Source organism: Marinomonas pollencensis (assembly GCF_003387375.1).
Lineage (GTDB): Bacteria > Pseudomonadota > Gammaproteobacteria > Pseudomonadales > Marinomonadaceae > Marinomonas > Marinomonas pollencensis.
Genome location: NZ_QUNG01000001.1, coordinates 149,969 through 165,183 on the forward strand (window position 1 = coordinate 149,969; position 15,215 = coordinate 165,183).

General features: G+C 46.5%; 12 protein-coding genes. All 12 read right to left on the reverse strand.

Translation table 11 applies throughout. The annotated features are described in order from the left end of the window. Positions 1 to 119 precede the first annotated feature (119 nt). The 12 genes from katG to DFP81_RS00760 all read right to left on the reverse strand — a co-directional run bounded on the left by katG (position 120) and on the right by DFP81_RS00760 (position 15,211). Positions 120 to 2,336: a catalase/peroxidase HPI gene (gene katG / locus DFP81_RS00705; RefSeq protein ID WP_115895844.1), complete on the reverse strand. Its 2,217-nt coding sequence runs from the start codon at positions 2,334 to 2,336 to the stop codon at positions 120 to 122. Between the two features lie 270 nt (positions 2,337 to 2,606). Further along, entirely contained in the window at positions 2,607 to 3,782 is a 1,176-nt protein-coding gene (gene fadA / locus DFP81_RS00710; RefSeq protein WP_115895845.1) for an acetyl-CoA C-acyltransferase FadA, read from the reverse strand. A gap of 36 nt (positions 3,783 to 3,818) precedes the next feature. Next, positions 3,819 to 5,969: a fatty acid oxidation complex subunit alpha FadB gene (gene fadB / locus DFP81_RS00715; RefSeq protein ID WP_115895846.1), complete on the reverse strand. Its 2,151-nt coding sequence runs from the start codon at positions 5,967 to 5,969 to the stop codon at positions 3,819 to 3,821. Positions 5,970 to 6,069: 100 nt separating this feature from the next. Then, entirely contained in the window at positions 6,070 to 6,999 is a 930-nt protein-coding gene (locus DFP81_RS00720) for an electron transfer flavoprotein subunit alpha/FixB family protein (RefSeq protein WP_115895847.1), read from the reverse strand. After that, positions 6,996 to 7,748: an electron transfer flavoprotein subunit beta/FixA family protein gene (locus DFP81_RS00725; protein ID WP_115895848.1), complete on the reverse strand. Its 753-nt coding sequence runs from the start codon at positions 7,746 to 7,748 to the stop codon at positions 6,996 to 6,998. The genes DFP81_RS00720 and DFP81_RS00725 overlap by 4 nt, the downstream gene beginning before the upstream one ends. Before the next feature lie 316 nt (positions 7,749 to 8,064). Further along, on the reverse strand, positions 8,065 to 8,820 hold the full coding sequence (locus DFP81_RS00730; protein ID WP_115895849.1) for an enoyl-CoA hydratase-related protein: 756 nt from the start codon (positions 8,818 to 8,820) through the stop codon (positions 8,065 to 8,067). A 2-nt stretch (positions 8,821 to 8,822) separates the two neighbouring features. Next, the gene (locus DFP81_RS00735) at positions 8,823 to 9,377 is read right to left on the reverse strand and encodes a DUF2889 domain-containing protein (RefSeq protein ID WP_115895850.1); all 555 of its coding nucleotides are present in this window, start codon (positions 9,375 to 9,377) and stop codon (positions 8,823 to 8,825) included. 14 nt (positions 9,378 to 9,391) lie between these two features. Next, positions 9,392 to 11,074 carry an AMP-binding protein gene (locus DFP81_RS00740; RefSeq protein ID WP_115895851.1) on the reverse strand — a complete coding sequence of 561 codons (1,683 nt, stop codon included), beginning with the start codon at positions 11,072 to 11,074 and terminating at the stop codon, positions 9,392 to 9,394. 108 nt (positions 11,075 to 11,182) lie between these two features. Continuing rightward, a complete protein-coding gene (locus DFP81_RS00745) occupies positions 11,183 to 11,497 on the reverse strand; it encodes an SCP2 sterol-binding domain-containing protein (protein WP_115895852.1) in 315 nt (104 codons plus the stop codon). A gap of 102 nt (positions 11,498 to 11,599) precedes the next feature. Continuing rightward, entirely contained in the window at positions 11,600 to 13,405 is a 1,806-nt protein-coding gene (locus DFP81_RS00750) for an acyl-CoA dehydrogenase C-terminal domain-containing protein (protein ID WP_115895853.1), read from the reverse strand. Between the two features lie 209 nt (positions 13,406 to 13,614). Further along, on the reverse strand, positions 13,615 to 14,652 hold the full coding sequence (locus tag DFP81_RS00755) for a CobW family GTP-binding protein (RefSeq protein WP_115895854.1): 1,038 nt from the start codon (positions 14,650 to 14,652) through the stop codon (positions 13,615 to 13,617). 25 nt (positions 14,653 to 14,677) lie between these two features. After that, positions 14,678 to 15,211 carry an RNA methyltransferase gene (locus DFP81_RS00760; RefSeq protein ID WP_115895855.1) on the reverse strand — a complete coding sequence of 178 codons (534 nt, stop codon included), beginning with the start codon at positions 15,209 to 15,211 and terminating at the stop codon, positions 14,678 to 14,680. Between the last annotated feature and the right edge of the window lie 4 nt (positions 15,212 to 15,215).

Here is a 15,215-nt window from a genome sequence, read left to right on the forward strand (position 1 = left end):
GAGTATTATTAGCATAAATAATGACAGCGGAAGGATTGAGAGGGTCAATAAAATGGAAGTAAAAAGAAAACCCCACTTTCATTTCTGAAAGCGGGGTTTTGAGGAGTTACGTATGTTGGTTACGCTAGATCAAATCGATCCAACTCCATCACCTTCGTCCAAGCTGCAATGAACTCACTGACGAAACGATCTTGTGCATCTGAACTTGCGTATACTTCAGCAAGGGCGCGCAACTGTGAATTTGAACCGAATACTAGGTCAACGCGTGTAGCGGTTGCCTTAATTTTTCCGGTTTTACGATCACGGCCATCAAACACCTCTTGCTCATCTGATTGAGCAAACCACTTAGTATTAATGTCCAACACATTGACAAAGAAGTCATTGGTTAGCACACCTGGGCGGTCAGTAAACACACCGTGACTGGTCTGCTCGAAGTTTGCATTCAAAGCACGCATACCACCAACTAACACTGTCATTTCAGGCGCAGAAAGGGTCAATAATTGCGCTTTATCGACCAACATTTCTTCTGAAGAAACCGTAAATTGACCTTTTTTGTAGTTACGGAAACCATCTGCTTCTGGCTCTAACACATCAAAAGATTCAACATCTGTTTGCTCCTGAGTCGCATCGGTTCGACCTGGAGTAAACGGAACCGTCACATCACTTCCGGCGTCTTTTGCGGCTTTCTCAACCGCCGCACTGCCTGCCAGTACAATCAAATCTGCTAATGAAATTTGCTTGCCATTTGCTTGCTCTGCATTAAATTCACTGCGAATAGTTTCTAATGTCGCTAGCACCTTAGCCAATTGCTTAGGTTCATTAACGGCCCAGTCTTTTTGCGGTGCTAAGCGAATACGTGCGCCATTGGCACCACCACGCATATCTGAACCGCGGTAAGTCGATGCTGACGCCCACGCTGTTGAAACTAGCTGAGCAACAGTTAATCCAGATTCAAGTACTTTCGCTTTCAATTGAGCCACATCTTGCTCATTGACTAATTCGTGCTCAACTGCTGGAACTGGGTCTTGCCAGATCAACTCTTCAGCCGGCACTTCATCGCCCAAGTAGCGTGTAACAGGGCCCATATCACGGTGGGTCAATTTAAACCAAGCGCGAGCAAAGGCATCCGCAAATTCTTCTGGGTTTTCATGGAAGCGCTTGGAAATCGGCCCGTAAATTGGGTCTAAGCGTAATGCCATGTCTGACGTAAACATCATAGGGGCGTGGCGTTTTGTCGCATCATGAGCGTCTGGCACACTGTTAGAACCTGCGGTGCCTTTTGGTGTCCACTGCCAAGCACCAGCTGGGCTTTTCGTTAGCTCCCATTCGTAGTCGAAAAGGTTATCAAAGAAACCGTTATCCCATTGAATTGGGTTCTTTGTCCAAGCACCTTCAAGGCCACTACTAATGGTATCAACACCGTTACCTGTACCCTGGCTATTTGCCCAACCTAAACCTTGCTGAGTAATGTCAGCGGCTTCAGGATCTGGACCCACTTGAGCGGCATCACCTGCACCGTGCGCTTTACCAAAGGTGTGACCACCAGCAATAAGAGCAACGGTTTCTTCGTCGTTCATCGCCATGCGTGCGAAAGTGTCACGAATATCACGAGCAGAAGCCAATGGATCAGGCTTGCCATCTGGGCCTTCAGGGTTTACATAGATCAAGCCCATTTGCACAGCAGCAAGTGGGTTTTCTAGCTCACGTTCACCAGAGTAACGGCTGTCTTCACCACCGCTTTCTTCAAGCCACTCTTTTTCACTGCCCCAGTAAATATCTTCTTCTGGTTGCCATACATCAACACGACCACCAGCGAAGCCAAGGGTTTTGAAGCCCATTGTTTCTAGTGCCACGTTACCGGTTAAAATCAGCAAATCCGCCCAAGAAATTTTACGGCCGTATTTTTGTTTGATAGGCCAAAGTAAGCGACGCGATTTATCGATGTTGACGTTATCTGGCCAACTGTTAAGTGGGGCAAAACGTTGCGAGCCTGAAGTCGCACCACCGCGCCCATCAGAAGTTCGGTAGGTACCCGCACTGTGCCATGCCATGCGAATAAATTGTGGGCCGTAGTGACCGTAATCTGCTGGCCACCAATCTTGTGAATCCGTCATTAAGTCAGCCAAGTCTTTTTTAATGGCTTTTAGATCCAAGCTATTGAATTCTTTTGCGTAATCAAAATCTTCACCCATTGGGTTAGACTTAACAGAGTGCTGATGGAGGATATTGATATTTAATTGATTCGGCCACCAATCTTTATTGGTTGTACCACGCCCCGCGGCTTGATTTGAACCTGTAGAGGTGTGACCAAATGGACATTTACCTTCGTTAGACATACTGCTCTCCTGCTTGTGAATTTTATTTCTTCTATCATGTTTGTCGACACCAGGCATTCGCCCTGCATCCTGTTCTTATAGTTATATATATATCCTTTCTTTATTTCTAATAAATAAAAACTAACAAACTAATAGCCAGCTTGGCTGCCCGCCCTCAAGCATAGTGAAAAAGTATCACCTTGACCGTCAAAAGAAAGAAAAAAACAAAAAAGCCCCACAAAAGTGGGGCTAAAAAAAGAACCTTAGAGCGCGGGGGCACCCTATAACTCATTAAATACGTTCGAATACCGTGGCGATGCCCTGTCCCATGCCGATACACATGGTTGCTAACCCGAGTGTCGCGTCTTTATCACGCATCACATTAAGCAAGGTCGTAGAGATACGTGTCCCAGAACAGCCCAATGGATGACCAAGTGCAATCGCCCCACCATTCAAGTTCACTTTTTGCTCCACAAGATCGATCAGCTTAAGGTCTTTCAACACCGGAATAGATTGCGCGGCAAAGGCTTCGTTTAACTCCACGATATCAATATCGTCAATCGTCAAACCTGCACGTTTCAGCGCTTTCTTCGTTGCTGGTACAGGTCCGTAACCCATAATCGCTGGATCACAACCCGCCACCGCCATGCTGCGTACCCGAGCAATCGGTGTTAAGCCTAATTCCTCGGCTTTTTGCGCAGACATCATCAACATAGCAGACGCGCCATCGGATAATGCAGACGAGGTACCCGCTGTTACCGTACCCACTTTAGGCATAAATACTGGCTTCAAGCCAGCAAGGGATTCCATTGAGGTTTCTGGACGAATCACTTCATCGACTTCTACTAGGATTTTATTCCCCGCTGCATCGTGACCTTCAATCGCCACCAATTCGTTATCAAAGCGACCTTGTAGTGTTGCCTCATGCGCCAAGCGATGAGAGCGTACTGCAAACGCGTCTTGCGCTTCACGACTTACACCGTGCATTTTGCCCAGCATTTCCGCCGTTACACCCATCATCATGGAGGCTTTAGCCATGTGTTTTGACAACGCAGGGTTCACATCAACTCCATGCATCATGTTGACATGACCCATGTGCTCAACGCCGCCCACAACAAACACATCTCCTTGCCCCGTCATAATGGCTTGGGACGCAGTGTGAATGGCTGACATGGACGAGCCACATAAGCGGTTGACCGTTTGCGCAGCGCTAGTGATCGGCAGACCCGCCAACAAAGACACCGCACGCGCCATATTAAAGCCTTGCTCTAGGGTTTGGTTAACACATCCCCAGATCAGATCCTCTACGTCATTCGGATCGACATCTGGGTTGCGTTTAAACAACGCCTTTACCAGCTCTGCAGACAAATTTTCTGCTCGAACATTGCGAAACACACCGTTTTTCGTTTTACCCATTGGTGAGCGAACTGCGTCGATAATCACGACATCATTTGGATTCAATTTCATCGAATTTCTCCTCTATCCTATTCTGACCTAGGGTAATTAATTGCCGTAGTAAGTTTCGTTGTTAGTTGCCATCTCACGCATTCTCGCGGTGGGCTCGTACAACTTACCTAACTGGCTGTATTTGTCTGCGAGCTCACAAAACGCTTGCAGTCCCATTTGGTCTAGGTAGTGCAATGCACCGCCAAGGTATGGAGGGAAACCAATACCATAGATCAATCCCATATCCGCTTCCGCCGCTGAGCCAACGATGTTTTCTTCCAAGCAACGCGCGGTCTCAATGCACAAAGGAATCATCATACGAGCAATAATGTCGTCTTCAGATAACTCAGTTTGCGAGGCAACCGTAGGCGCTAAGATATCAACGATGTCGGCATCAAAAATCTTCTTCGGTTTGCCTTTACGATCTGGCTCGTAGGCATAAAAACCTTTGCCATTTTTCTGCCCAAAACGCTCTAACTTAAACAAGCAATCGACCGCATTCACGCCTTCATGCTTCATCCGGTCAGGGAAGCCTTCTGCCATAACTTGATCCGCATGAAACGCCGTATCAATACCAACAACATCAAGCAAATACGCAGGCCCCATTGGCCAGCCAAAACGCTCCATGGTTTTATCTACTTGCTGGAAATCGGCGCCTTCTTTCATCATCAAAGAGAAGCCGGCAAAATAAGGGAACAAGACGCGGTTCACCAAGAAACCAGGGCAGTCATTAACCACGATAGGTGTTTTGCCCATGGCTTGAGCGTAGGCCACGGTTTTGGCAATCGCTTCATCGCTGGATTTTTCACCACGAATAACTTCAACCAAAGGCATACGATGAACCGGGTTGAAGAAGTGCATACCACAGAAGTTTTCCGGACGTTTTAAATCTTTCGCCAGCTCGGTTATCGAAATCGTCGAGGTGTTAGACGCTAAAATTGCATCTTCCGCAATGTGCTTCTCTGTTTCGGCTAACACAGACTTTTTCACATTCACGTTTTCGACCACGGCTTCAACAACTAGGTCAACATGATCGAATTCACCGTAGCTCAAGGCTGGCGTAATGCCATTCATGGCTTTCAGCGCTTTCGCTGCGGTCAAACGACCACGTTCGATTTGGCCATTCAGCAGTTTATTTGCTTCGCTCAAGCCAAGCTCTAACGCTTCTTGGCGAATATCCTTCATGATAATAGGCGTGCCCTTGGACGCGGATTGATAAGCAACGCCGCCGCCCATAATACCAGCACCCAACACCGCAGCTTGTTTGACTGGCGTGGCGTTTTTCGCGTATTTACCAGCGCTTTTCTTAATCGCCTGATCGCTCAAGAACAAGTTCACTAGGGATTCAGCCACTGGACCTTTGGCCAGTTTAACAAAGCCTTTTATTTCAGTTTCAAGGGCTTTTTCCATCTCTTGGCTGACGCCTTTTTCGATGGTTTTGATGGCTGCCATTGGCGCTGGATAATGTTTACCCGCTTTAGCCCCCACCACACCGCGAACCGATTCAAACACCATCATTTTTTCGATTGGTGAGAATTGCATTGGCGCACGCAGCTCATCACGACGCTGGCGATAGTTCAGCTTGCCGTCCAAAATTTGTTGCACCAAATGACGTGCTGACTCTTGTACTTTATCGGCTGGCACAACGGCATCTACCGCGCCATCTTTTAACGCATCTGCACTGCGTTTTTGCGCACCGCCACAGATCCATTCACAGGCATTATCCGCACCGATCAAACGCGGCAAACGTACTGTTCCACCCCAACCTGGGTAGATTCCCAGTTGAGTTTCTGGCAAGCCAATTTTAGCGCTCTCAGCCATTACGCGATAATCACAGGCTAAGCACAATTCCATGCCGCCACCCAAAGCAATGCCATTAATCGCCGCTACCGTTGGGCAACATAAGTGGGAGATATCATTAAATATGCTGTGCGCATGACGCAATTTATCGGTTAACTCCTCGTCATCCAGTTTGAACCAAGTGGTAAACTCAGTAATATCCGCCCCCACCACAAAAACGTCTTTTGCGCTGGCAAAGATCACCCCTTGCAAATCATCTGTGTGCTTCAGAATAGCAATCACCTCAGCCAATTCATTCAAAGTAACACTGTTGAATTTATTGACCGACTCACCTACTAAATCCAGTGTGACCGTTGCCACTCTAGCGTCGTCCATTGCGACTTTTACGGCTTGCCCTTCGAATATCATGCTGGTCTCCATTTGTTTTTATTGTGATTGCAGTGCGCTTCTTTAAAGCGCCACTGCAAACCAGTATTAAGAATCTGTTCCTTGGCTGTAAACCAAGCTATTAAAGACTGCTTTCAAGCTCAGGGATGGCCTCGAATAAATCCGCCACTAAGCCATAGTCTGCTACTTGAAAAATCGGCGCTTCTTCGTCTTTATTGATAGCCACTATCACCTTAGAGCTTTTCATCCCTGCTAAATGCTGGATCGCTCCGGAAATGCCCACTGCAATATAGAGGTCAGGAGCGACGGTTTTACCGGTTTGCCCAACTTGCAAATCATTCGGCACAAAGCCTGCATCTACCGCAGCTCGAGAAGCACCAATAGCGGCGCCAAGTTTGTCTGCAACGCCTTCTAAAATTTTAAAGTTATCGCCATTGCCCATGCCTCGACCGCCAGAAACCACGACGCTGGCTGAGGTTAATTCAGGGCGATCGGATTCAGCTAATTGCTCACTAATAAAACGGCTCTTCTCAGTCGCAATCACCTGTGAAAGCACTTCGCGCTCTGCGTTACCGCCCTCAGAAGCCACCGCATCAAACCCAGTAATACGTACTGTTAACACCTTAATCGGGTCTGTTGAAGTGACTGTCGCAATGGCATTTCCTGCGTAAATAGGTCGCACAAAGGTATCAGGTGACTCCACCTTGATCACATCGGATAATTGCGACACATTCAGCAATGCTGCCACTCGTGGCATGGTGTTCTTACCCGTGGTGGTAGCTGGTGCTGCCACATGGCTATAATTGCCCGCAAGCTCGACCACCAATTTAGAAATATTTTCTGCCAATTGATGCTCATAAACCGTATTGTCAGCCACTAAGACTTTACTCACACCAACTACTTTAGAGGCTTGCTCAACCACAGTTTGGCATTCGAAGCCAGCAACCAGAAGATGCACGTCTTGATCTATTTGTGTTGCTGCCATTACGGTGTTTAATGTCGCGGCTTTTAAAGACTTATTATCGTGTTCCGCTAAGATTAAAACGCTCATGAGATCACCTTCGCTTCGTTTTTAAGTTTTTCAACCAATTCAGCCACTGAACCAACCTTGATACCTGCTGCGCGTTCAGCTGGAGCGCTCACAGAAACAATGCTGACATTGCAGCCAACCTCAACCCCCAAGTCACTGACTGTTTTTACTTCCAAAGGCTTTCTCTTGGCTTTCATAATATTTGGCAAAGAAGCAAAGCGTGGCTCATTTAAGCGTAGGTCTGTGGTAATCACCGCAGGTAAGGTAACCGCTAAGGTTTGCAAGCCAGCGTCGGTTTCGCGAGTCACTTGTGCTTCACCATTTTCAATAACCACTTCAGAAGCAAAAGTTGCTTGTGGGTAATCCAATAAAGCCGCCAGCATTTGGCCGGTTTGATTATTGTCGGAATCAATGGACTGTTTCCCCATTACTACTAGGTCCGCATTTTCTTCTTTTGCGACTGCGGCTAACAACTTGGCCACCGACAAAGAATCCAGCCCATCTTCTGCTTCCACTTGAATCGCACGATCTGCCCCTAGAGCAAGAGCAGTACGCAGTGTTTCTTGGCAGGCTTTAGAACCAACGGTCACTACCACAACCTCATCGGCTACACCTTTCTCTTTCAAGCGAATCGCTTCTTCTACTGCGATTTCACAAAATGGATTCATGGACATTTTGACATTGGTTAAATCGACGGATGACTGGTCGGCTTTAACTCGAACCTTAACGTTGTAGTCTATGACCCGCTTCACGGATACTAAAATTTTCATAAGTCCCTCGCATTTATCATTAAGCTCTGTCATTTAAGTTCAAGCGCTTCTAATGACTGGTTTTATTATCGTTATGGATACGGATGAACAAACGCGGTACATCACTTGATTGCTAATACCTTAATACTAGTTTGCAAGGGATTTTCATCAATAACAAAAAAGCCCCTGTTAACTAACAAAAAAAACCACCATAAAGAAAACAGATTATTTTTTGAACGACCTTCCCGTCTTTTTAGGCGCTCATGACAAAAAGCAGCAATAAAAAAGCCCTATCCAGTTATGGATAAGGCTTTGTAAGCATCTTAGCAACATCAGTTCAGGTTTTGCTTCGAGAAAGAAAGGCCATAAATGCCTGACGAGCTTCATTTGATCCCAATCTATCTTTAAAGATGCGCCCTTCTCGCATCAGCGCCATTTGCACGTCGTCTCGGGCTCGGTATCTCAGTAGATCTTTGCTTAAAATCACCGCTTCCGTGGGCAAATCTGCGATTTTATTGGCATAAGCCAGCGCCACATCAAACGCCTCTCCGGACTCACAAAGGTGGTTCAACATCCCCATGGCTAGCGCTTCTTCACTGCCAAAAACATCACCTAAGATCAACTTTTCAAAGGCATTTTGATGACCAACAAGCAATGGTAACAAGTGACTAGAAGCTGCTTCAGGCACAAGGCCCAACTGCACAAAGGGAAACTGAAAACGACTGTCTCTTGCTGCCAGTACCATATCGCAATGCAACAACATGGTGGCACCAACACCAACCGCTCGCCCTTCAACACCAGCCACCAATGGTTTCTTGTAGCTGGCTAATGTTTGTAAAAAGGCCATAACTGGTGACATTTTCTCCGGTGTTTGAGCGATCTGCACAAACTCATTGATATCATTACCCGATGAAAAGTCCGTGCCTTTACCATGAATCAAGGTGACTTTAACCGCAGGATCCACTTCCGCCCTATGCAATGCATCTGACAATGCTTGGTACATTTCAATAGTGACCGCATTTTTCTTCGCGGCACGATTCAAGCATAAACACTGAACGCCTGCTTCGATATTCTCTATAACAAAATCGCTCACGCTCACTCCTTCTCAGGCAGTTGAATCACCTGTTCTGCTAACAGTTTCTGTACCATAGGGCCATCATCGGACCAACCATGACACGTATTCACCAGCCCTATCAAAGCCTGAGGGACAGCGCTTGGGTATTTTTCTGCTAGAGGTTGCCACATGGTTTGAAAAGCCGTCGTAGCTGCGACTGGCAATAGCTCTAAAACATGCGTACAGCCCACCTTACCGGCATAGTTTTCCTTTAACCAACGACTCCAACCAGGGCCAATCCGAGTACCTTTTATCTGCTCAAAACTCGGCACAGCACCACCACAAGAAGGAAAAGGAAACGCCGCCATATTTACTTCTATATCATGAATCAGGAACTTATCATCCAAAATCAACCTAACACTAATGTCGTGGAAAGGTGAGCCATTCGGCACTGGACTGCCATCGTACTCCCGCACCACATCATAGGTTTTTCGGTCAATCATTTGGGCTTCTATTTCCCACAGCCCATCCTCTCTCAAATAGCCATTCGAGGAGATGCTACGACAATGCATATGCTCACGTTTAGAAGGCAGCATAATGAACTCCTTCGTTATGTTTGCTCGTCTCGCAAAGCGCGGCGTAACACTTTCCCAACATTCGTTTTAGGCAATTCTTGGCGTACTTCTATGTATTTTGGCACCTTATAAGCCGCCAAATTTTCCTTACAATAGGCCCGTACCGCCTGCATATCGAGATCTTGAATACCGTCTTTAAGGGTGACAAAAATCTTCACTGCCTCGCCCGTTTTATCATCTGGCACTCCTATCGCCGCAGACTCAAGGATATCAGGGTGACTGGATAAGCAGTCTTCCACTTCTGTTGGATAAACATTAAACCCAGAGACAATGATCATGTCTTTCGCACGATCAACAATTTGCAGGTAACCATCAGCATGCTGCATGGCGATGTCACCCGTCATCAAGAAGCCATCCGGCGTCATGACTTCAGCCGTGGCTTCTGGGCGCTGCCAATAGCCTTTCATCACCTGTGGGCCACGTACGCACAACATGCCAACTTCCCCTTGCGCTACCTCATTGCCCTCTTCATCCTGTATTTTGATGTCAGTTTCATCGACAGGAAGACCAATCGTACCAATGCGCTCTTCCCCACAAGGGTTAAAAGACACCACGGGGGAGGTTTCCGTTAAGCCATAGCCTTCCACCACAGTACAACCGGTAATCTCCTTCCAGCGATCTGCAGCGGCATGGGTGAGCGGCATACCACCAGAACAGGTGATTTTGAGTGCAGAGAAATCCAAGGCCGCAAATTCTGCTTTATTACACAAGCCAACAAATAAAGTATTAAGGCCCACAAAGCCGCTAAACTGCCATTTTTTCAGCTCTTTAATAAAACCAGGAATGTCTCGTGGGTTCGGAATCAATACGGAATGACCACCCGCTTCGATCATGGTGAGCCCATGAATTAAAAACGCATAAATATGGTAAAGCGGCAAAGGAGCAATGAAGGTTTCTTTCCCATCTTCCAACACATCTTGCAACCTAAAGCTCAATTGATGCATGTTGGACAAGAGATTGGCATGGGTAAGCATAGCGCCTTTCGCCACCCCAGTAGTACCACCTGTGTACTGCAGTACGGCAATATCCGCAGGCTGTGTTGTCACTGGTGCCACGCTTTTGCCAAGGCCTTTTTCCAGCGCTTGATTTAGGCTAATCGCTTGAGGTAAATGGTAAGCTGGAACCATTTTTTTTACGTACTTAACAATCGAGTTAATCAAAATACGCTTTGGCGTACTGTGAAAATCAGCGATTTCGGTGATTATTAAGTGCTTGATAGAGGTTTTATGAAGGATCTTCTCCACATGGCTCGCCATGTTAGCAAACACCACCAACGCCTTAACATCCGCATCATTAAATTGGTGTTCAAGCTCTTTAGGGGTATAAAGAGGGTTGGTGTTCACGACCGTTAAACCCGCTTTCATCGCACCAAAAACCACCACCGGGTACTGCACCACGTTTGGCAACTGCACGGCAATACGATCGCCCGGTTGCAGGTCGGTACAATGCTGTAGATAGGCTGCGAACTGATCAGATTTTTGTGCTAAATCAGCATAAGAAAGCGTACAACCAACACTGGTAAAAGCAGGCTTAGTCGCGAATTTTTGGCAAGAGACATTCAACACATCCAACAAAGATGTATAGTGATGAGGGTTTAGAGATTCTGGAATATAGCTACCAGGCTCTTTCGATATCGTAGAGATATTTTCCGTCTGCATTGATTACTCCAGTTATTTTTGTTGTTAGGAGAATGAAGCATCATCTAAAACACCCGAGCGTACGAATACACTCGGGTTATCACACATTCGCAGTGCGGTTTTAGATTACTACTGGGGAAATATTTGCGTTAACTTAGTGGCCAACATAATGTCCCCTTCAGCACGAATTTTGCCCTGCATAAAAGCAGCCATGCCGTCCAATTCACCAGTCATCACACTTTTAAGTGTATCCAAATCCATTTCCAGCGTAACAGTAGGGTCATCGTGATCCCCTTCTCCTAGCGTACATTCACCATCGTCGATGGTGACATAGTAACTGGCGCCCTCTTCCATATTAAATTGGAAAATAGCATCCATTCCATCCGCTTGATCCGCATCAAAACGGCTTACCATGTCGTCAAATACAGCGTTCGCTTCGCTCATTGTGTCACCCTCTTAGTCTAGACTCTTTTTATCTGTTTGTTGAGCACCCAGTATCGATAAACTGGGTACTGATAAATGTTTTTCTTCTTTGCTAATAACCAGTTAGGCATTCAGGAAAAGAAAATTCTCTTCGTCCATCGCCAACAAATTATCGACTCCAGACAACATTGCCTCAGCATGAGCACGGGTACGTGGTAACAAGCGCTCATAATAGAAAGTCGCGGTTTGCAGTTTCGCCGTGTAAAAGCCAACTTCGTCAGACCCTTGGTCTAGCTTAGTTTGTGCTGTGATCGCCATACGCGCCCAAAAGTAGGCTAACACCACGTAACCAGAGAACATTAGGTAGTCAACAGAGGCAGCACCCACTTCATCCTTATTACGCATAGCTTTCATGCCAATTTTCATTGTCAAATCTCCCCACTCTCCATTCACTTTATCCAGAGCAGAAATGTAAGATTTGAAACGTTTATCGCCCTTATGTTCTTTACAGAACTTATGGATGATTTTTGTAAAGCGACGCAATGTAGCGCCTTGAGTCATCAAGACTTTGCGACCCAGCAAATCAAGTGCCTGAATGCCGGTGGTGCCTTCATAAAGCATAGAGATACGGCAATCACGAACATTTTGCTCCATGCCCCATTCGGCAATAAAACCGTGACCACCGAACACTTGTAGTCCCTGATTCGCTGCTTCAAAACCGGTTTCGGTTAAAAAGGCTTTAGCAATCGGCGTCAACAATGACATCAACTCATCCGCTTCCGCCTTTTCTTCTTCATTACCGTGTTTGGTTTTATCCACCAGCAAAGAACAATAATGAATTAGTGCTCGCCCACCTTCCGCAAAGGCCTTTTGTGTCAATAACATACGACGAACATCAGGATGAACAATAATAGGATCGGCAGCCTTATCCGGCGCTTTGGCACCAGACAAAGAACGCATTTGCAAACGATCTTTCGCGTAAGTAACGGAGTTTTGTAGCGCCCATTCAGAGTGTGCAAGACCTTGTAATGCAGTACCAAGGCGAGCCGTGTTCATAAAGGTAAACATGCAATTCAGACCACGGTTTGGCTCACCAATAAGGAAGCCTTTCGCGCCATCAAAATTCATCACACATGTGGCGTTACCATGAATCCCCATCTTGTGTTCAATCGAACCACAAGCCACTTGATTCCGGTCGCCAACATCACCGGACTCGGTAACATTGAATTTCGGCACGATAAACAGAGAAATACCCTTGGTACCCGCAGGCGCATCAGGCAAACGCGCCAATACGATATGGACAATATTTTCTGCCATATCATGCTCACCCGCCGAGATGAAAATCTTCGTGCCAGATAGCGAGTAGCTACCATCAGCATTCGGCTCGGCTTTGGTTTTAAGCATGCCTAAATCGGTACCACAATGGGGTTCAGTCAGACACATGGTGCCGGTCCATTCGCCGGAAACCAGTTTTGTTAGGTAGGTTTGTTTTTGCTCATCGGTACCATGTTGTTCAATGGTATTCATTGCGCCATGACTCAAGCCTGGGTACATCCCCCACGACCAGTTTGCAGTGGCCACCATTTCTGTGATCATCATGCCTAATGAATCAGGAAGACCTTGACCACCCACCGCTTCTGGGTGAGATAAAGAAGGCCAGCCGCCATCAACATATTGTTGATAGGCTTCTTTAAAACCGTCAGGTGTCGTCACAACACCATCTTCAAACTGACAACCTTGCTGGTCGCCAACACGATTTAGAGGAGACAAAACCCGCTCCGCAAATTTGGCACCTTCTTCTAAGATTGCCGACACCATATCTGGTGTGGCTTCTTCGCCACCGGGTAAATTCGCGTAATGAGCATTAATGTCGAGTAGCTCTTCAGTGACAAATTTAATATCGCGTATGGGTGCTTTGTATTCAGGCATAGCCTATAACCTCTTATTGTTTTTATCTTGCCTCGGTTCGCTAAACAAACCCAGTTCTATGCTAGAAAGAGTCGTCCATCAGCAAGGTTCGCTCAATAACAAAAGACACCAAGATTAATGACAAAATTAATCAATGGTGTTTTTTACGTTCAACAAGAGAAAACAAGAAACAATAAAAGAAGGGAGAAATATAAGATTTTAGAAGGGTTTTAACGAACTTTGTCTACAAAAGAGCACACATTACTTTCCCAGACCTCTTCATCAAGGCCAATCACCTCGAAGCGATTTGATTGATCCCAAGGTGACATTTTCATAGACAATATGCCTCTGGAGCCATTAACAAAAAGCGCTTTATTGGGCCCGAGAAGAAAAACCCCCTTGATACGGTAGATTCCTTTATCACGGATTAATGCGGCTAACCCAGAACGCAATCGACTCTCAGCAAAAATACAATCAGCGGGCCATTGCCAGCCAACGACCTTCATACCACCTTGCTGCTTCACATAGTGACGCTTCTTATTGGCTTGTCTGCTTGGCTTATCGTACTGCTCTATATGGCTGTGATCGTGATCATGACTGGGCTGGTACTTATGAAGGTCGGCGGGCTGCGAGGCTACTATTTTTCCAGCGTCTATCTCTCTAATCTGCAAACGTGGATCTAGGTCTTCCTCCAGCAGCTTCATGGTCGTGTTCATGACTAACTGTTCTGCCAATAGGCCTCGTGCTTGACAATATTCCATGAGGCGCCTTGTGTCCGCCTCACAGTAATCCGTCACATGACTTGCCACCAGCACATCGGCACATTCCAACTGGTCGTTAAAAATAGCGTGTTGCGTGTAACGCGTATCGGCTAAATTACGTGCATCAAGCACACAAAACGCCCCAGTCAGCCACAATACATCTTGGTACTGAGGTGCGTTTAAAGACGCGATAATTTGTTTAGGGTGACCCAACCCAGAAGGCTCAATCAAAATACGATCTGGGTTTTGCTCGCGAATTAACTGATTGATCCCCTGTGTAAATGCTGTTGAGGTAACACAACAAACACAACCACCAGGCACTTCTTTAATGGCCACACCTGTGTCACTTAACAGGGCCCCGTCCAGCCCAATATCGCCAAACTCATTGACCAATACTGCCCAGCGCTCATAAGCTGGCACTTGGGCGAGCAGGCTGCGAATTAATGTGGTTTTACCGGCACCTAAAAAGCCCGTAACCAGGCTGACTTTGATTCCCTGATAGCGCATTTCTTCTCCTAAAACACAAGGCGAGCTACTTTCGGGGGGCGCGCACTTTGACGTTATTATTGACGTCTTTACTGCGTCGAATCAGCTCATCATCCGCCACTAATTGAGTGGATTTAGCCAAACGATCATAAAGTAAAACATTCACCGAAGCGGCCAAATTCATGCAACCGACGGTAGGCACGAATACCACATGATCGGCACGATCGACCACTTTTTGGCTAATCGTGCCATCCTCCGGACCAAACACATATAAGGCCTTTTTAGGGTGTTCAAAGTAAGGCAAAGGGGTTGCGCCCTGGATCAAATCCACACAAACAATTTTTGTTTCTTCATCCACTGCATCGATTAACTCATCCACGCCAAGGGACTCTATGTTGATCAATGGAATCGAGGTGTGGGCTTTTTTCGTATCGGTTGCCAACTTAGCGGCTCGATCATAGCGTGCACCTGAGTACAGCACTTGATCCACTTGATAACAGCCCGCTGCGCGCATCACAGCACCTACGTTTGAAGTACTTTTTGGATTGGTTAAACCAATAGAAACAAAATCACTATTCATTAGA